The following is a 19,101-nucleotide window of genomic DNA, read 5'->3' as shown; positions in this document are numbered from 1 at the left end:
AGTTGGAGAGACGCCGGGGTCTCGGAGCGCGCCGTCGCGATGTGTCCCGGCCGGGGGGCGACGGCTGGCCGTCGCTTATGGGCAGGAGTGGATGAGTCGTGCAGACTCCCGGATCGCAGTCGTCACTGCACCGCGCGAATCTCGAACGGGTCGTACGGGCGGTGCGGCTCGCGGGGTCGCTGACCCAGGCGGAGATCGCCCGTACCACCGGACTGTCGGCGGCCACGGTCTCCAACATCGTCCGGGAGCTGAAGGAAGGCGGGACCGTCGAGGTCACCGACACCTCGGCCGGGGGCCGGCGGGCCCGGAGCGTGTCGCTCAGCGGTGACGCGGGCATCGTGATCGGCGTCGACTTCGGCCACACCCACCTGCGGGTGGCCGTGGGCAACCTCGCCCACCAGGTCCTCGCCGAGGAGACCGAACCGCTGGACGTCGACGCCTCCTGGGCGGACGGCTTCGACCGGGCGGAAGCCCTGGTCGGACGCCTGATCGAGGGCATAGGAGTCGGCCTGGACAAGGTCATCGGCGTCGGTCTCGGCGTCCCCGGCCCGATCGACGTGGAGTCCGGGACCCTGGGCTCGACCGCGATCCTGCCGGGCTGGGCCGGGATCAATCCGCGCCAGGAGCTCTCCCAGCGCCTCGGTGTGCCCGTCTACGTGGACAACGACGCGAACCTCGGCGCCCTCGGTGAACTCGTTTGGGGGAGTGGCCGGGGAGTGAAGGACCTGGCCTACATCAAGGTGGCCAGCGGCGTCGGCGCCGGCCTGGTGATCAACGGCCAGATCTACCGCGGCCCGGGCGGCACGGCGGGCGAGATCGGGCACATCACGCTCGACGAATCGGGCCCGGTCTGCCGCTGCGGGAACCGTGGCTGCCTGGAGACCTTCGCCGCGGCCCGGTACGTCCTGCCGCTGCTCCAGGGCACGCACGGGCCGGAGCTGACGATGGAGCGGGTGGTCGAGCTGGCCCGCGACGGCGACCCCGGCTGCCGCCGGGTGATCACCGACGTCGGCCGTCACATCGGCAGCGGGGTGGCCAGTCTGTGCAACCTGCTGAACCCGAGCCGGGTGGTGCTGGGCGGCTCTCTGGCGGAGGCCGGTGAACTCGTCCTGGCGCCCATCCGTGAATCAGTGGGGAGGTACGCGATCCCCAGTGCGGCCCGGCAGTTGTCGGTGCTCACGGGGTCCCTGGGCGGACGGGCCGAGGTGCTGGGCGCACTGGCGCTCGTGCTGAGCGAGATGGGCGATTCGACGCTTTTGTCAGATCATGGAAGTGGAGTGCGAGCTCCAGCCGTCTTGCCTTCAGGTAGATAACGAATGGCACCGTTGTCATCTCGTTAAGAATTCACTCCTTGACGGCAAAACGCGGCCGGGGTTGACTCACATCCACCTCGGCCGCGGCGTAGCGGCCACGTCAGGGAGGTTCAAGTAATGAACACGCGTATGCGCAGAGCCGCCGTAGCCGTTGCCGCCGGCGCCATGGCCGTTTCCCTCGCCGCCTGTGGCAGTGCCAAGGAGGCCGGCGACAAGACGAAGGAGTCGTCCGGCGCGGCCAAGGGCGACGCGATCAAGGTCGGTCTGCTCCTGCCGGAGAACCAGACCGCGCGTTACGAGAAGTTCGACAAGCCGCTCATCGAGAAGAAGGTCGCCGAGCTCACCGGCGGCAAGGGCGAGGTCGTCTACGCCAACGCCAAGCAGGACGCGACCACGCAGAACTCCCAGGTCGACACGATGATCACCAACAAGGTGGACGTCCTGATCATCGACGCGGTGGACTCCAAGGCCATCGCCGGCTCGGTCAAGAAGGCCAAGGACGCCGGTATCCCGGTCGTGGCCTACGACCGCCTCGCCGAGGGCCCGATCGACGCCTACACCTCCTTCGACAACGAAGAGGTCGGCAAGGTCCAGGGCAAGGCGCTGCTGGAGGCGTTGGGCGACAAGGCCAAGGACGGCCAGATCGTCATGATGAACGGTTCGGTCACCGACCCGAACGCCAAGCTCTTCAAGTCCGGCGCACACTCCGAGCTCGACGGCAAGGTGAACATCGGCAAGGAGTACGACACCGTCGAGTGGAAGCCGGAGAACGCCAACACCAACATGGCGGCCGCGCTCTCCGCGCTCGGCAAGGACAAGGTCATCGGCGTCTACTCCGCCAACGACGGCATGGCCGGCGGCATCATCACCGCCCTCAAGGCCGCCGGCGTCTCCCCCCTGCCGCCGGTCACCGGCCAGGACGCCGAACTCGCCGGTGTGCAGCGGATCGTCGCGGGCGAGCAGTTCATGAGCGTCTACAAGCCGTACGCCCCCGAGGCCGAGGCCGCCGCCAAGATGGCCGTCGCCCTCGCCAAGGGCGGGAAGGCCGAAGGCAGCACGTCCACGGTCGACAGCCCCACCACCAAGGGCGTCGCAGCCGTCCTGATCCCGGTCGTCTCGCTGACCAAGGCCAACATCAAGGACACCGTCGTCAAGGACGGCGTCTACACGGTCGACGAGATCTGCACCGAGAAGTACGCGGCCGCCTGCGCCGCCATCGGCCTGAAGTAGCGGCCCCCGCCGCCTCCCCACGAGACGGCCCCACGTACCTGACCGGCGCCCCGCCCCTCCTTTCCCCGCCACCCGGCGGGGCGCCGGGCAGAAACGTTCCCCCATTCGCCCCGCTCCTGCTCTTCTGCACGACATCCCCGCCGGTCAGGCGGCGAAGGAGATGGTTCATGTGTCCGCTGCGCCCGTGCTGGCGTTGCGAGGGGTCTCGAAGCGGTTCGGCGCCGTTCAGGCCCTGACCGACGTAGAACTCGAGATCCACTCCGGTGAAGTGGTCGCCCTGGTCGGCGACAACGGTGCCGGCAAGTCCACGCTGGTCAAGACGATCGCCGGCGTGCACCCCATCGATGACGGAGTCATCGAGTGGGAGGGGCGCCCGGTTTCCATCGGCAAGCCCCACGACGCCCAGAACCTGGGCATCGCGACGGTCTACCAGGACCTGGCGCTGTGCGACAACATCGATGTCGTCGGCAACCTGTTCCTCGGCCGCGAGCTCAAGAAGTTCGGCGTCCTCGACGAGGTGGAGATGGAGCGGCGCGCCCGCGAGCTCCTGACCACGCTGTCCATCCGGATCCCCAGTGTCCGGATCCCCATCGCCTCGCTGTCGGGCGGTCAGCGCCAGACCGTGGCGATCGCCCGTTCCATGCTGGGCGAGCCCCAGCTCGTCATCCTCGACGAGCCCACCGCCGCCCTCGGCGTCGAGCAGACCGCTCAGGTGCTCGACCTGGTGGAGCGGCTGCGTGAGCGCGGCCACGCCGTCATCCTCATCAGCCACAACATGGCCGATGTGAAGGCCGTCGCCGACAAGGTGGCGGTCCTGCGGCTGGGCCGCAACAACGGTGTCTTCAACGTCGCCGACACCTCGCAGGAAGAGATCATCTCCGCCATCACCGGTGCCACGGACAACGCCGTGACCCGCCGGGCGGCCCGCACCTCGGAGGCCGGCAAGTGAGCACCCCGAACCCTGCCACCGGTCCCAAGGGCACCGTCGACCAGCAGGAGCACATCAACCCGGTCAACCCCGCGGCCGCGCACGACGCGATCCCGGCCGTGGACCCCCGCCTGCTCGTCAGGGAAGAGGGCCTCGCCGGCTACTGGGGCGAGTTCAAACACAAGATGAAGGCGGGCGACCTGGGTTCCCTCCCGGTCGTCATCGGCCTGATCGTCATCTGGTCCATCTTCCAGGGGCTGAACTCGAACTTCCTCTCCCCGGAGAACCTCAGCAACATCGCGATCACGATGACCGGCACCGGCATGATCGCCATCGGCATCATCTTCGTGCTGCTGCTCGGCGAGATCGACCTCTCGGTCGGCTCGGTCAGCGGTGTCTCGGGCGCCATCGTCGCCGTCCTCGCCGTCAGCCACGGTGTGAACGAATGGCTGGCCATCCTGGCGGCCGTCGTCGGAGGCGCCCTGATCGGCTCCATCCACGGTTTCTTCTTCGCCAAGCTCGGCGCCCCGGCCTTCGCCGTCACCCTGTCGGGCCTGCTCTTCTGGCTCGGCGCGATGCTGCAGATCCTCGGCAGCAACGGCACGATCAACATCGACTCCGACGGCGTGGTCGGCCAGCTGACCACGTACTTCTTCTCGGACGTCGCCGTCGCCTACGGGCTGGCCGCGGTCGCGGTGGCGGGCTACTTCGTCGCCGCCTTCCTCGACGCGAGGCGCCGCGAGGCGGCCGGGATGCCGTCCCGGCCGCTCTCCGAGATCCTGCTGCGCACCGGCCTGCTCGCGGTGTTCGCCTTCGGCCCCGCCGTGGTGTTCAACCAGTACAAGGGCCTGCCGCTCGCGGTGGTGCTCTTCCTGCTGGCCCTGATCGTCACGGACTTCCTGCTGCGCCGCACGACCTTCGGGCGAAACGTTTTCGCACTGGGTGGCAGCGTCGAGGCCTCCCGCCGTGCGGGTATCAACGTCACCCGGATCCGGGTCACGGTCTTCGCGATCTCCAGCACCTTCGCCGCCATCGGCGGCCTGTTCTGGGCCTCCAAGATCGCGGCGGCCAACCAGAGCGCCGGTGCCGGCGACCTGCTGATGAACGTGATCGCGGCGGCCGTCATCGGCGGCACCAGCCTCTTCGGCGGCCGGGGCCGGACCTGGAACGCCCTCCTCGGCGTCATGGTCATCGTCTCGATCCAGTACGGTCTGGCCCTGGAAGGCATCGCGACGCCGATCCAGTACATGATCACCGGCGCGGTGCTGCTGGCCACCGTGGTGATCGACTCGGTCACCCGCAAGACCCAGAAGTCGGCCGGCCGCGCCTGACCGCGCGTCCGACGGCCCGCCGGAGCTGCCTCCGGCGGTAACACCGGTCACAGTGCCCGGCGCCACTTCCCGTGGTGCCGGGCATCGGTGCGTGCATGTGCGGGGTACTCGTGTGCGGGTATACGCCCGTATGCGAGGTGTGGCCGCCCGGTCGGGCGTACATGTATGACAAAGGTGTGACCGCTCCGGGACGGCCCGATGACCGGGCGCGGAGACGGAACATTAGACTCGACAGACCAGCAAGCAACTGCAAGGAGGCACGGGTGCTGCTGCCCCGCATCAAGGGACCGCGCGATCTGGACCGGCTCAGCCAGGAGGAGCTCGACCAGCTCGCGGCCGAGATCAGGTCCTTCCTCGTCGACGCCGTCTCCAAGACCGGCGGGCACCTCGGCCCCAACCTCGGGGTGGTCGAACTGACGATCGCCCTGCACCGGGTCTTCGACTCGCCCAAGGACAAGGTCCTCTTCGACACCGGCCACCAGGCCTACGTCCACAAGCTGCTCACGGGCCGCCAGGACTTCGCCGGGCTGCGCACCAAGACCGGCCTGTCCGGCTACCCCTCGCGCGCCGAGTCCGACCACGACGTGATCGAGAACTCGCACGCCTCCACCGTGCTCGGCTGGGCCGACGGCCTCGCCAAGGCCAACGAGGTGCTGGGCCGCGAGGACCACCACGTCGCCGCCGTCATCGGCGACGGCGCGCTGACCGGCGGCATGGCCTGGGAGGCGCTGAACAACATCGCCGCCGCCAAGGACCGCCCGCTGGTCATCGTCGTCAACGACAACGAGCGCTCCTACGGCCCCACCATCGGCGGCCTCGCCAACCACCTGGCCACCCTGCGCACCACCGACGGCTACGAGCGCTTCCTCGCCCGCGGCAAGGAGATCCTGGAGCGCACCCCGGTCGTCGGCAAGCCGCTCTTCGAGACCCTGCACGGCGCCAAGAAGGGCCTCAAGGACTTCATCGCCCCACAGGGCATGTTCGAGGACCTCGGGCTCAAGTACATCGGGCCCATCGACGGCCACGACATCGAGGCACTGGAGTCCGCCCTGCAGCGCGCCAAGCGCTTCAGCGGGCCCGTCATCGTGCACTGCCTCACCCAGAAGGGCCGCGGCTACACCCCGGCCCTGGAGCACGAGGCGGACCGCTTCCACGCGGTCGGCGTGATCCCCCCCGACCCCGGCCTGCCGGTCAAGACCGCCGCCGCCAGCTGGACCTCCGTCTTCGCCGACGAAATGGTCAAGATCGGCCACGAGCGCGAGGACATCGTCGGCATCACCGCGGCCATGCTCCACCCGGTCGGCCTCAACAAGTTCGCCGAGGCCTTCCCGGACCGCATCTACGACGTGGGCATCGCCGAGCAGCACGGCGCCACCTCCGCGGCTGGCCTGGCCACCGGCGGCGTCCACCCCGTCTTCGCGGTGTACGCGACCTTCCTCAACCGCGCCTTCGACCAGGTCCTGATGGACGTGGCCCTCCACAAGTGCGGGGTCACCTTCGTCCTGGACCGCGCCGGCGTCACCGGCGACGACGGCGCCTCCCACAACGGCATGTGGGACATGTCCATCCTCCAGGTCGTCCCGGGCCTGCGCCTCGCCGCACCGCGCGACGCCGAACAGCTGCGCTCCCAGCTGCGCGAGGCCGTCGAGGTCAAGGACGCCCCGACCGTGGTCCGCTTCTCCAAGGGCGTCGTCGGCCCGGCTGTCCCGGCCGTCGGCCGGATCGGCGGCATGGACGTCCTGCGCGCCCCGGGCGCCGAGGTCACCCGGCCGGACGTACTGCTCGTCTCGGTCGGTGCGCTCGCCCCGATGTGCCTGGAGATCGCCGACCTGCTCGACAAGCAGGGCATCTCCACGACCGTCGTGGACCCGCGCTGGGTCAAGCCCGTGGACGAGGCCCTGGCCCCGCTCGCGGACCGGCACCGCGTGGTCGTCACCGTCGAGGACAACGGCCGTGCCGGCGGCGTGGGCTCCGCCGTCTCGCAGGCCCTGCGGGACGCGGGGGTCGACGTACCCCTGCGCGACTTCGGCATCCCGCAGCGCTTCCTCGACCACGCCTCCCGCAAGGAGGTCATGGCCGAGATCGGGCTGACCGCTCCGGACATCGCCCGGCAGGTCACGGGCCTGGTGGCCAAGCTGGACGGCCGCTACGACAGCGAGCCGGCGGCCACCGTCGACTAGCACGGACGGCGGGTACTAGATCGCCGCGCGGTTGCACGTCACGGGCCGGGAGATCACTCTTGAGGAGTGGGCCTCCCGGCCCGTTCGCGTGCGTCGACACCTGTTCGGAGGTGCGTCGGTGAGTAGGGATATGAACAGCCCCTTCCGCACCAAGACGGTGGAGCAGTCCATCCGCGACACGGAGGAGCCGGAACACGCGCTCCGCAAGTCGCTCTCCGCCTGGGACCTGACGGTGTTCGGTGTGGGTGTCATCATCGGCACCGGCATCTTCGTCCTCACGGGCATCGCGGCCCGGAACAACGCCGGACCCGCCACCGCCCTCGCCTTCGTGGCCGCGGGCATCGTCTGCGCCCTCGCGGCGCTCTGCTACGCGGAGTTCGCGTCCACCGTGCCGGTGGCCGGATCGGCGTACACCTTCAGTTACGCCTCCATCGGTGAACTGCCCGCCTGGATCATCGGCTGGGACCTGGTGCTCGAGTTCGCGCTCGGCACCGCGGTGGTCGCGGTCGGCTGGTCCGGCTACGTGCGCCACCTCATGGACACCAACCTCGGCTGGACCCTGCCGACCTCCCTGTCCGGCCCCGATGCCGGCGGCCACTTCGACCTGCTGGCCTTCCTGCTGGTCCTGGTGCTGACGTGGATCCTGGTCGTCGGGACGAAGCTCTCCGCGCGGATCACCGCGGTCGTCGTCGCCATCAAGGTGACCGTCGTGCTGCTGGTCATCATCGCCGGTCTGTTCTTCATCAAGGCCGACAACTACTCGCCGTTCATCCCGCCGGCCCAGCCCCAGGCCGAGGGCGTCAGCGGCTGGCACGCGCCACTGGTCCAGCTGCTGTTCGGCTACGAGCCCACCAACTTCGGCGTGATGGGCATCTTCACGGCGGCCTCGCTCATCTTCTTCGCCTTCATCGGCTTCGACGTCGTGGCGACGGCTGCCGAGGAGACCAAGAACCCCCAGCGGGACATGCCGCGCGGCATCCTGGGCTCGCTGCTCATCTGCACCGTGCTCTACGTCGCGGTGACCCTCGTGGTCACCGGCATGCAGAAGTACTCGGAGATGTCCCCGACCGCGCCGCTCGCCGAGGCCTTCAAATCGGTCAACCAGCCGTTCTTCTCGGGCGCCATCAGTCTCGGAGCGTCCGTCGGCCTGATCACGGTCTGCATGATCCTGCTGCTCGGCCAGACCCGCGTGTTCTTCGCCATGAGCCGTGACGGACTGCTGCCCCGGGTCTTCTCCGTGACCCACCCGAAGTACCGCACCCCCTACCGGGCGACCGTCCTGCTCGGCGGGATCATCGCGATCGTCGCGGGCTTCACCAGCCTGGAGAGCCTCGCGGAACTGGTCAACATCGGCACCCTGTTCGCCTTCGTGGTGGTCGCGCTCGGCGTGATCGTCCTGCGCCGGACCCGCCCCGACCTGCACCGGTCCTTCCGGACCCCGTGGGTGCCGTTCATCCCGATCCTGTCGATCGCGGCCTCGCTGTGGCTGATGCTCAACCTGCCGGCCGAGACCTGGCTGCGCTTCGGCATCTGGATGGCCATCGGCGTCGTCGTCTACTTCCTCTACGGACGCCAGCACAGCCGTCTCGGCAAGGTCGGCGCGGACGCCAAGTTCTGAGAAACCGCGGCCGCGCGAACGCCGGAGCCGGCCGTACGGGTTCACCCGTACGGCCGGCTCCGTGTCCGCCCAGGGGTCCCGTCAGCCCTTGGCGGGGGACTCCTTCGCGGAGGCGGGAACCTTCTCGTCCTTGCGCAGGGCGTCCCACAGCTGGGTGGCCTGCGGCTCGGCCACCACCACGCGGTTGGGGTCCACCTTGTCGTAGGCGACCGGCAGCATGATGGTCTCCATCGTCTCCGGGTCGACGCCCTTCATGCTCTGCGCGAAGTCCGACAGCGCGGTCAGCGAGGCCAGATCGGAGTCGGTGGTCAGCGACTTGGTGCCGGCGTCCGCGAGCTTGTAGAGCCGCGCCGGGTTGCCGAGCGCGTCCTGCTTCTTGATCTCCGCCAGCATCGCCAGCATGAACTGCTGCTGCAGGCCGATGCGTCCGAGGTCGCTGCCGTCGCCGTAGCCGTACCGGGTACGGACGAACTTCAGCGAGTCGGTGCCGTTCAGCCGGTGCGTGCCCGCGTCGAGCTTCAGACCGCCCTTGGCGCCGCTCATCGGCTTGTCCAGGGTGACGGTGACCCCGCCCAGGGCGTCCACCAGGCCCTTGAAGCCCGCGAAGTCCACCTCGACGAAGTGGTCCACGCGGACACCGGACATCTGCTCGACCGTGTTGACCACGCAGGCCGGACCGGCCAGCGAGTAGACGGAGTTGAACATGACCCGCTTCGCGGACGGCACGGCCTTGCCGTCGCGGTCCTTGCACTCGGGCCGGGTGATAAGGGTGTCGCGGGGGATGCTCACCGCGGTGGCCTTCGCCCGGCCCTCGGGTATGTGCACCAGCATCGCGGTGTCCGAGCGGGCGCCACTGACCGATCCGTGGTCGAGGTCGCCATTGGCCCCGGCCCGCGAGTCGGAGCCGAGCACCAGGATGTTCTGCGCGTTCGCGACCACCTTGGCGGGCCGGTTGTCACCGATCGCCCGGTCCAGGTCGACGCTGTCGATGTTGCCGTTGAGGTGGCTGTAGGTCCACCAGCCGGCTCCGGCCGCGCCCAGGATCAGCACGGCGACCAGCAGCAGGGTGATCCGCAGAATGCGGCGTCGGCGGCGTCCGGGCCGCGCGTGCGTTTCCGTCGCGTGCGTTTCCGTCATGGGGGTGAATCTTAGACAGGTATTCGAACGGCCGAGGCCCGCCCCCTGGAGGGAGCGGGCCTCGGCTGTCGAACAGCCGCCTGCGGTCCGGACTAGGCCGGGACGCTCGCGATGCCGGGGGCGAGGAACTTCTTGCCGTTCACCCGCTCCGAGACGCCCTCACGGTCCAGGTACGGCGTGATGCCGCCCAGGTGGAAGGGCCAGCCGGCACCGGTGATGAGGCAGAGGTCGATGTCCTGGGCCTCGGCCACGACACCCTCCTCCAGCATCAGGCCGATCTCCTGCGCCACCGCGTCCAGGACCCGGTCGCGGACCTGCTCCTCGGTCAGGACGGAGTCGCCCTGGACCAGGAGCGCGGCGACCTCGGGGTCCAGCTCCGGCTTGCCGGAATCGTAGACGTAGAAGCCGCGCTTGCCGGCCTTGACGACCGCAGCGAGGTTCGGGGAGACGGTGAAGCGCTCCGGGAAGGAGCGGTTCAGGGTCTCGGAGACGTGCAGGCCGATCGCCGGGCCCACGAGCTCCAGCAGCACCAGCGGGGACATCGGCAGGCCGAGCGGCTCGATGGCCTTCTCCGCCGTGGCGACCGGGGTGCCCTCGTCGATGACGTTCTGGATCTCGCCCATGAAGCGGGTCAGGATGCGGTTCACGACGAACGCCGGGGCGTCCTTGGTGAGGACCGCGGTCTTCTTCAGCTTCTTGGCGACACCGAAGGCCGTGGCCAGCGAGGCGTCGTCGGTCTGCTCACCGCGGACGATCTCCAGCAGCGGGAGGATCGCGACCGGGTTGAAGAAGTGGAAGCCGACCACGCGCTCCGGGTGCTGGAGCTTGGAGGCCATCTCCGACACCGACAGCGAGGAGGTGTTGGTGGCGAGGATCGCGTGCGCCGGGGCGACCGCCTCGACCTCCGCGAACACCTTCTGCTTGACGGACATCTCCTCGAACACGGCCTCGATGATGAAGTCCGCGTCCGCGAAACCCTCGGCCTTGTCCAGGACACCGCTCACCAGGGCGGTCAGGCGGTTGGCCTTGTCCTGGTTGATGCGGCCCTTGCCGAGCAGCTTCTGGATCTCGGCGTGGACGTAGCCCACACCCTTGTCCACGCGCTCCTGGTCGATGTCGGTGAGGACCACCGGCACCTCCAGGCGGCGCAGGAACAGCAGCGCCAGCTGCGAGGCCATCAGGCCCGCGCCGACGACGCCGACCTTGGTGACCGGACGGGCCAGGGACTTGTCCGGGGCACCGGCCGGGCGCTTGGCGCGCTTCTGGACCAGGTTGAAGGCGTAGATGCCCGAGCGCAGTTCGCCGCCCATGATGAGGTCGGCCAGGGCCGTGTCCTCGGCGTCGAAGCCCGCCTGCAGGTCGCCGTCCTTGGCCGCGGCGATGATGTCCAGGGCGCGGTAGGCGGCCGGAGCGGCGCCGTGCACCTTGGAGTCCGCGATGAAGCGGCCCTTGGCGACGGCCGCGTCCCAGGCCTCGCCGCGGTCGATCTCCGCACGGACGACCTCGGTGGTGCCGTTCAGGACGTTCGCGGTCCACAGGAGCGACTGCTCCAGGAAGTCCGCGCCCTCGAAGATCGCGTCGGCGATGCCGAGCTCGAAGACCTGCCGGCCCTTCAGCTGCCGGTTCTGGTTCAGCGAGTTCTCGATGATGACCGAGACCGCGCGCTCGGCGCCGATCAGGTTCGGCAGGATGGCGCAGCCGCCCCAGCCGGGAACCAGGCCGAGGAAGACCTCGGGCAGAGAGAAGGCCGGGATGGCCTTGGAGACGGTGCGGTAGCTGCAGTGCAGACCGACCTCGACGCCGCCGCCCATCGCCGCGCCGTTGTAGTACGCGAAGGTCGGAACGGCCAGCGCCGAGAGGCGCTTGAAGACGTCGTGGCCGCCCTTGCCGATGGCGAGCGCCTCGTCGTGCTTCTTCAGCAGCTCGACACCCTTGAGGTCGGCGCCGACCGCGAAGATGAACGGCTTGCCGGTGATGCCCGCACCGACGATGGTGCCGGCGGCGGCCTCCTGCTCGACCTGGTCGATCGCCGCGTTGAGGTTGGCGAGGGACTGCGGGCCGAAGGTGGTCGGCTTGGTGTGGTCGAAGCCGTTGTCCAGCGTGATGAGCGCGAAGCGCCCGGCGCCGAACGGCAGGTCCAGGTGGCGGACGTGCGCGGACGTGACGACCTCGTCCGGGAACAGCTCGGCCGCACCCTTCAGGAGCTCAGCGGTGGTGCTCACTTGGAGTCTCCCTCGGCGTTGAAGTTCGGGTTCTCCCAGATGACCGTCGCGCCCATGCCGAAGCCGACGCACATGGTGGTCAGGCCGTAGCGGACGTGCGGCTGCTCCTCGAACTGGCGGGCCAGCTGCGTCATCAGACGCACGCCGGAGGAGGCCAGCGGGTGACCGAAGGCGATGGCGCCGCCGTACTGGTTCACCCGGGCGTCGTCGTCGGCGATGCCGTAGTGCTCCAGGAAGGCGAGCACCTGGACCGCGAAGGCCTCGTTGATCTCGAAGAGACCGATGTCGTCGATCGTCAGGCCGGCCTGGGCCAGGGCCTTCTCGGTGGCCGGGATCGGGCCGTAGCCCATGACCTCCGGCTCGACACCCGCGAAGGAGTACGAGACGAGGCGCATCTTGACCGGGAGGTTGTTCTCGCGGGCGAAGTCCTCGGACGCGATGATCGCGGCGGTGGCGCCGTCGTTGAGACCGGCGGCGTTGCCCGCGGTGACCCGGCCGTGCGTACGGAACGGGGTCTTCAGGTTCGCCAGGTTCTCCAGCGTGGTGCCGGGGCGCATCGGCTCGTCGGTGGTGACCAGGCCCCAGCCCGTCTCGCCCGCGGCCTCGTTGGTGTTGCGGACCGAGATCGGGACCAGGTCCTGCTGGATCTTGCCGTCGGCGTACGCCTTGGCGGCCTTCTCCTGCGAGCGCACGGCGTACTCGTCGGCGCGGAGCTTGGTGATCGTCGGGTACCGGTCGTGCAGGTTCTCGGCGGTCATGCCCATGAACAGGGCGGACTCGTCGACCAGCTTCTCGGAGACGAAGCGCGGGTTCGGGTCGACGCCCTCGCCCATGGGGTGGCGGCCCATGTGCTCGACACCGCCGGCGAGGGCGACGTCGTACGCACCGAAGGCCACACCGCCCGCGACGGCGGTCACGGCGGTCAGCGCGCCGGCGCACATGCGGTCGATGGAGTAGCCCGGGACGGACTGCGGGAGGCCCGCGAGGATGCCGGCCGTGCGGCCCAGCGTCAGGCCCTGGTCGCCGATCTGCGTGGTCGCGGCGATGGCGACCTCGTCGATCTTCTTGGGGTCCAGGTCCGGGTTGCGGCGCAGCAGCTCCCGGATCGCCTTCACGACGAGATCGTCGGCGCGGGTCTCGTTGTAGATGCCCTTCGGGCCCGCCTTGCCGAACGGGGTGCGGACGCCGTCGACGAAGACGACGTCCCTGACGGTACGAGGCACGTTGGCTCTCCTCCAGGTGCGGGATGGCACTGCTGCGCGGGGGCGCGTTCGGCATACGTTGCTGAGCGCCCGCTCACCCGACCATGCTACTTGCGGGTAACCAATGTGCACACCCCCTCCCCGAGGAGCGGCGAAGGTCACACTCCGCCGGCCCTCCCGCGGCGGGCACGACGAAGCCCCCGGCCGGGGACCGGGGGCTTCGTGGGGGGGGGGCACAGGGCCGGGTCAGGCCGTCGCGGCCAGGGCCGTGACCAGGACCGGGGTCACCTGCTCGATCTGCCAGGGCCGGGCGCCGTACAGCGCCAGGGTCCCGGCCACCGCGTCCGCGTCCAGCCGCTGCGGGGGCTCCCAGCACAGGCGGCGGACGGTGTCCGGGGTGATCAGGTTCTCCTGGGGCAGGTTCAGCTGCTCCGCCAGCGCCGAGACCGCGGTGCGGGCGGCGGCCAGCCGGGCCGCGGCGGCCGGATCCTTGTCGGCCCAGGAACGCGGCGGGGGCGGACCGGACGGGGTCGCCCCCGGCTGCGGCAGCTCGCTCTCGGGCAGCGCCTTCGCGCGGTCCACGGCGGCCATCCACTGGTCGAGCTGGCGACGGCCCATCCGCTGCCCGTAGCCGGGCAGGGCCGAGAGGGTGTGCACGTTCGTGGGCAGGGCCAGGGCGGCCTCGACGATCGCAGCGTCGCCCAGCACCTTGCCCGGCGACACGTCACGCCGCTGCGCGATCCGGTCCCGGGACTCCCACAGCTCCCGTACGACGGCCATCTGCCGGCGGCGGCGCACCTTGTGCATGCCGGACGTACGGCGCCACGGGTCCTTGCGCGGCGGGGCCGGCGGCGCGGAGGCGATCGCGTCGAACTCCTGCCGGGCCCACTCCAGCTTGCCCTGCCGGTCCAGCTCCTTCTCCAGCGCGTCCCGCAGGTCCACCAGCAGCTCCACGTCCAGGGCGGCGTAGCGCAGCCACGGCTCGGGCAGCGGGCGGGTGGACCAGTCGACGGCGGAGTGGCCCTTCTCCAGCGCGTAGCCGAGAACGCTCTCGACCATCGCGCCGAGTCCGACCCGGGGGAAGCCGGCGAGCCGGCCCGCGAGCTCGGTGTCGAACAGCGAGGCGGGGACCATGCCTATTTCGCGCAGGCACGGCAGGTCCTGGGTGGCGGCGTGCAGGATCCACTCGGTGCCGGAGAGGGCCTCGCCCAGCGAGGACAGGTCGGGGCAGCCCACCGGGTCGATCAGTGCGGACCCGGCACCCTCGCGGCGCAGCTGCACGAGGTAGGCGCGCTGGCCGTAGCGGTATCCGGAGGCGCGTTCGGCGTCGACGGCCACGGGGCCGGTGCCCGCGGCGAAGGCCGCGACCACTTCGGCGAGGGCGTCCGCGTCGGCGACCACCGGAGGGATCCCCTCACGGGGCTCCAGCAGGGGGATCGGCAGCCCACCGGGCGGAACAACGACGTCGTCCGGGGGGCCGCCCCCGGTGGTGGTGCGCAGGTCTGCTGCGGTCTCTTGGGCGTCGGTCACCGGTCAAGGGTATCCGTGTATACGACGCGCCCGTCGCCGGAACGTTCCGTCGACGGGCGCGATCAGTACGAGGGGTGTTTTCCCAGGGTGCCCCGGACGTTCGTCCGGGTGTCTGTCCCGGTGTCTGTCCCGGTGTCCGTCCGGGCGTTCCGGACGTCTGCCGGGCGTTCCGGACATCTGCCCGGGCGTTCCGGACGTCTATCCGGGCGCTCCGGCCCGCGCTCAGTGGATGATCCCGGTGCGCAGCGCAACGGCGACCATTCCCGCGCGGTCACCGGTGCCCAGCTTGCGGGCGATACGGGCCAGGTGGGACTTGACGGTCAGGGCGGACAGGCCCATCGAGACGCCGATGGCCTTGTTGGACTGGCCCTCCGCGACGAGGCGCAGGACCTCGACCTCGCGGCCGGAGAGCTCGCGGTAGCCGCCCGGGTGGCTCGGGGCACCCGGGGGGCGGCGGTGCATACGGGCGGCGGCGGCACCGATGGGGGCGGCGCCGGGCCGGGTGGGGAGCCCGATGTTGGTGCGCGTACCGGTGACGACGTAGCCCTTCACCCCGCCCGCGAGGGCGTTGCGGACGGCGCCGATGTCGTCGGCGGCGGACAGGGCCAGGCCGTTCGGCCAGCCCGCGGCACGGGTCTCGGAGAGCAGGGTCAGACCGGAACCGTCGGGCAGGTGTACGTCGGCCACGCAGATGTCGCGCGGGCTGCCGACGCGGGGGCGGGCCTCCGCGATGGACGACGCCTCGATCACGTCACGGACTCCGAGGGCCCACAGATGGCGGGTCACGGTGGAACGGACGCGCGGGTCGGCCACGACGACCATGGCCGTCGGCTTGTTCGGGCGGTAGGCGACCAGGCTTGCGGGCTGCTCGAGAAGAACGGACACCTAGGCCTCCTGGGGGAGTGGCGGGACGGCCGGCTCGGGGAAGGAAGCCGGTGCGAACCGTGCGGATGGTCACTGACTCCTTCGGCACGTCACCCGCCCGGCTTTAGGGAATGATCACGATTTGGTGAGTAACAATTCGGGCAATTCGGACGCACGATCGATCATCGGGTGATCAGAAGCCCACAACGGAGGCCGCGTTGTGACACTCCGGCCCCGGCTGCCTCCGGGAGACGCCCCTCGGGGGGCCGCCGTACGGCCCCGTGCCTACGGGTGGTGCGGACCGCGGCGCTGTGGCAGGGAGACCACACCCGTCGCCGTGTCCGTCGGACCCACCGGCGGCAGCCCCGCGATCTGGCAGATCAGTTCGCACCACGCCGACAGGTGCGCGGAGGTGTCCGGGACCCCGCCCACGCCCTCGCGCGGCGTCCACGAGGCCCTGATCTCGATCTGCGTCGCGGGCCGCCGCTCCGCGAGCCCGCCGAAGTAGTGCGAGCTCGCCATGGTCACCGTCCCGCTCGCCTCCCCGTAGGCCAGCCCGCGCGCCTGAAGGGCCCCCGTCAGCCAGGACCAGCACACCTCCGGCAGCAGCGGATCCGCGGCCATCTCGGGCTCCAGTTCCGCCCGTACGAGCGTCACCAGACGGAAGGTCCCGTGCCAGGCGTCGTGCCCGGCCGGATCATGGAGCAGGATGAGCCGGCCGTCGGCCAGGTCGTCCTCCCCGTCCACCACCGCGGCCTCCAGCGCGTAGGCGTACGGGGCCAGCCGCTGGGGCGGCTTCGTCGGATCGATCTCGACCCCCGGACGCAGCCGGGCCTTCTTCAAGCCTTCGACCGCCCGGCGGAACGGGAGGGGGACCGAGCTCTCCTTCGCGCTGTCCGTACCGTCGGCGCCATCTGAAAATCGTCCCTGAGCCGCAGCCATGCGGGGAAGACTAGGCGGTATGTGCGGCCGTACGGCGCAGGGACACCCGCGCCGGGCCGGGCACTTCTTCATACGTGCGAAGATTTGGGTCGTGAGCGCCAACGACCGCCCCAAGGGCCAGCCGAGCCAGACGTACGATTCCGCCTTCCTGAAGGCGTGCCGGCGGGAGCCGGTACCGCACACGCCGGTGTGGTTCATGCGGCAGGCCGGGCGCTCCCTCCCCGAGTACCGCAAGGTCCGCGAGGGCACCGCGATGCTGGAGTCCTGCATGCGGCCCGACCTGGTCACCGAGATCACCATGCAGCCGGTGCGGCGCCACAACGTCGACGCGGCGATCTTCTTCTCCGACATCGTGGTCCCGCTCAAGGCCATCGGCGTCGACCTGGACATCAAGCCGGGCGTGGGCCCGGTCGTCGCCCAGCCGATCCGCCGCCGCGAGGACCTCGCACAGCTGCGCGACCTCACCCCTGAGGACGTCTCGTACGTCACCGAGGCGATCGGCATGCTCACGAGTGAACTGGGCTCCACGCCGTTGATCGGCTTCGCGGGCGCGCCTTTCACCCTCGCGAGCTACCTCGTCGAGGGCGGCCCGTCGAAGAACCACGAGCACACCAAGGCCCTCATGTACGGGGACCCGCAGCTCTGGGCCGACCTGCTCGACCGTCTCGCGGAGATCACCTCCGCCTTCCTGAAGGTCCAGATCGAGGCCGGCGCCTCCGCCGTGCAGCTCTTCGACTCCTGGGTCGGCGCGCTCGCCCCGGCGGACTACCGCCGCTCCGTCATGCCCGCCTCGGCGAAGGTCCTGGAGTCCGTCGCCTCCTACGGGGTTCCCCGCATCCACTTCGGCGTGGGCACGGGCGAGCTCCTCGGCCTGATGGGCGAGGCCGGCGCCGACGTCGTGGGCGTCGACTACCGCGTCGCGCTCGACGAGGCGGCCCGCCGCGTCGGCCCCGGCAAGGCCCTCCAGGGCAACCTGGACCCGGCCGTGCTCTTCTCCACCACGGAGGCGGTCGAGGCCAGGACGGACGAGGTCCTCGCGGCGGCCGCCGGCCTGGAGGGCCACGTCTTCAACCTCGGCCACGGCGTCCTCCCGACGACCGACCCCGAGGCCCTGACCCGCCTGGTGGACTACGTCCACACCAAGACCGCCCGCTGAGGCCCGGGGTACCGGACCGCGACCGTCCGCGCCGCGCCGTGCACCGCACGGCGCGGAACAGCGCTCAGACGCCTGCCGCGCGGACCGCTGAGACCGCTTTGCGGGCCGCTACCAGGACCGGGTCCCAGACCGGGGAGAACGGCGGGGCGTAGCCCAGGTCGAGGGAGACGATCCGGTCCACCGTCATGCCCGCCGTGAGGGCCACCGCCGCGATGTCCACCCGCTTCGCGGAACCTCCGCCGCCGACGATCTGTACGCCGAGGAGCCGGCCCGTACGGCGTTCCGCCAGCATCTTCACCGTCATCTCCACCGCGCCCGGGTAGTAGCCCGCCGTGTTGGTGGAGGTGATGGTGGCCGTCACGAAGCGCAGGCCCGCCTCCAGCGCGTCGCGCTCGCGCAGCCCCGTACGGGCGATCTCCAGGTCGCAGACCTTGCTGACCGCCGTGCCGACCACCCCCGGGAAGGTCGCGTAGCCGCCGCCCACGCCCGAGCCGATGACTTGCCCGTGCTTGTTGGCGTGGGTGCCCAGCGGGATGTGCCGGGTTCGGCCCGCGACCAGGTCGAGGACCTCCACGCAGTCACCGCCCGCCCAGACGTCCGCCTGGCCCCGGACCCGCATCGACAGGTCCGTGAGGATCCCGCCCGAGGGGCCGAGCGGAAGGCCGGCGGCGCGGGCCAGCGCCGTGCGCGGCTCCACGCCGAGGCCGAGCACGACCACGTCCGCCGGGTACTCCTCGCCGCTCGCCGTGGCCACCGCGCGGGCCCGGCCCTCCTCGTCGGTGAGGATCTTCGTCACCTCGGCGCGTGCGACCGTGACGATCCCCATCCGGTTCATCGCCCGGTGCACCAGACCGCCCATGTCGGGATCCAGCGTGGACATCGGCTGCTCGCCCCGGTGCAGGACGGTCACCTCGAAGCCCCGCAGCACCAGGGCCTCGGCCATCTCCACGCCGATGTAGCCCGCGCCGACCACGACCGCCCGCCGGCCCCGCGTCCGCTCCAGGGCGTCCATGAGGCGCTGGCCGTCGTCCAGGGTCTGGATGCCGTGCACCCCGTGCGCGCCGATGCCGGGCAGGCGCGGACGCACCGGCCGGGCACCCGTGGCCAGGACCAGCTTGTCGTAGTGCGTCCAGGCCTCGGACCCGCCGTCCAGATCGCGGGCACGGACCCGGGAACCGGCCAGATCGAGCTCCACCACCTCCGTGCGGGTACGCAGGTCGATGTCCCGCGCCCGGTGCTCCTCGGGGGTGCGGGCGATCAACTCGTCGCGCCCGGCGACCAGACCGCCGACCCAGTACGGGATCCCGCACGCCGAGTAGGAGGTGAAACGGCCGCGCTCGAAGGCGACGATCTCCAGCTCCTGCGGCCCCCGCAGCCTGCGGGCCTGCGACGCGGCGGACATCCCCGCCGCGTCGCCCCCGACCACCACCAGTCGTTCCCTCGCCATC

The 19,101-nt window shown here is 70.6% G+C and carries 14 protein-coding genes; 7 read left to right on the top strand and 7 right to left on the bottom strand.

The annotated features are described in order from the left end of the window. The first annotated feature begins 98 nt into the window (after positions 1-98). The 6 genes from AAT21_RS26860 to AAT21_RS26835 all read left to right on the top strand — a co-directional run bounded on the left by AAT21_RS26860 (position 99) and on the right by AAT21_RS26835 (position 8,600). Positions 99-1,313 carry an ROK family transcriptional regulator gene (locus tag AAT21_RS26860; protein ID WP_046779521.1) on the top strand — a complete coding sequence of 405 codons (1,215 nt, stop codon included), beginning with the start codon at positions 99-101 and terminating at the stop codon, positions 1,311-1,313. Positions 1,314-1,430: 117 nt separating this feature from the next. After that, the gene (locus AAT21_RS26855; protein ID WP_046779520.1) at positions 1,431-2,543 is read left to right on the top strand and encodes a sugar ABC transporter substrate-binding protein; all 1,113 of its coding nucleotides are present in this window, start codon (positions 1,431-1,433) and stop codon (positions 2,541-2,543) included. A gap of 160 nt (positions 2,544-2,703) precedes the next feature. Continuing rightward, positions 2,704-3,492: an ATP-binding cassette domain-containing protein gene (locus AAT21_RS26850; protein WP_030036503.1), complete on the top strand. Its 789-nt coding sequence runs from the start codon at positions 2,704-2,706 to the stop codon at positions 3,490-3,492. 53 nt (positions 3,493-3,545) lie between these two features. Next, entirely contained in the window at positions 3,546-4,802 is a 1,257-nt protein-coding gene (locus AAT21_RS26845; RefSeq protein ID WP_046779695.1) for a sugar ABC transporter permease, read from the top strand. A gap of 263 nt (positions 4,803-5,065) precedes the next feature. Beyond that, positions 5,066-6,982, top strand: a complete 1,917-nt coding sequence (gene dxs / locus AAT21_RS26840; RefSeq protein ID WP_046779519.1) for a 1-deoxy-D-xylulose-5-phosphate synthase — start codon at positions 5,066-5,068, stop codon at positions 6,980-6,982. 130 nt (positions 6,983-7,112) lie between these two features. Further along, complete coding sequence (locus tag AAT21_RS26835; protein WP_046779518.1) at positions 7,113-8,600, top strand: amino acid permease; 1,488 nt, start codon at positions 7,113-7,115, stop codon at positions 8,598-8,600. Between the two features lie 81 nt (positions 8,601-8,681). On the opposite strand, the gene AAT21_RS26830 is transcribed toward AAT21_RS26835, so the two are convergent. From AAT21_RS26830 to AAT21_RS26805, 6 genes are all read right to left on the bottom strand, one after another. Then, entirely contained in the window at positions 8,682-9,737 is a 1,056-nt protein-coding gene (locus tag AAT21_RS26830; protein ID WP_046779517.1) for an LCP family protein, read from the bottom strand. A gap of 92 nt (positions 9,738-9,829) precedes the next feature. Beyond that, positions 9,830-11,959, bottom strand: coding sequence for a 3-hydroxyacyl-CoA dehydrogenase NAD-binding domain-containing protein (locus AAT21_RS26825; RefSeq protein ID WP_046779516.1), 2,130 nt, complete (start codon positions 11,957-11,959; stop codon positions 9,830-9,832). Continuing rightward, positions 11,956-13,182 (bottom strand): thiolase family protein, encoded by a 1,227-nt coding sequence (locus AAT21_RS26820; RefSeq protein WP_030847655.1) that lies wholly within the window; start codon positions 13,180-13,182, stop codon positions 11,956-11,958. Before AAT21_RS26820 ends, AAT21_RS26825 begins: the two co-directional genes overlap by 4 nt. 225 nt (positions 13,183-13,407) lie before the next feature. Beyond that, positions 13,408-14,691, bottom strand: coding sequence for an HRDC domain-containing protein (locus AAT21_RS26815; protein ID WP_046779515.1), 1,284 nt, complete (start codon positions 14,689-14,691; stop codon positions 13,408-13,410). Positions 14,692-14,913: 222 nt separating this feature from the next. Further along, a complete protein-coding gene (locus tag AAT21_RS26810; RefSeq protein ID WP_007267191.1) occupies positions 14,914-15,576 on the bottom strand; it encodes a helix-turn-helix transcriptional regulator in 663 nt (220 codons plus the stop codon). Between the two features lie 264 nt (positions 15,577-15,840). Then, positions 15,841-16,497, bottom strand: coding sequence for a DUF3000 domain-containing protein (locus AAT21_RS26805; RefSeq protein WP_030847663.1), 657 nt, complete (start codon positions 16,495-16,497; stop codon positions 15,841-15,843). 91 nt (positions 16,498-16,588) lie between these two features. On the opposite strand from AAT21_RS26805, the gene hemE reads away from it, so the two are divergent. Continuing rightward, positions 16,589-17,653, top strand: coding sequence for a uroporphyrinogen decarboxylase (gene hemE, locus AAT21_RS26800; protein ID WP_046779694.1), 1,065 nt, complete (start codon positions 16,589-16,591; stop codon positions 17,651-17,653). 64 nt (positions 17,654-17,717) lie between these two features. Here hemE and AAT21_RS26795 read toward each other — a convergent pair whose 3' ends face one another. Next, positions 17,718-19,100: an FAD-dependent oxidoreductase gene (locus AAT21_RS26795; RefSeq protein WP_046779514.1), complete on the bottom strand. Its 1,383-nt coding sequence runs from the start codon at positions 19,098-19,100 to the stop codon at positions 17,718-17,720. Position 19,101 lies beyond the last annotated feature (1 nt).

Source organism: Streptomyces yangpuensis, assembly GCF_001005295.1.
In the GTDB taxonomy this organism is placed as follows: Bacteria; Actinomycetota; Actinomycetes; order Streptomycetales; family Streptomycetaceae; genus Streptomyces; species Streptomyces yangpuensis.
Note: the sequence above shows the minus strand (reverse complement) of the source record. Positions and strands in the feature narration are given on the sequence as shown.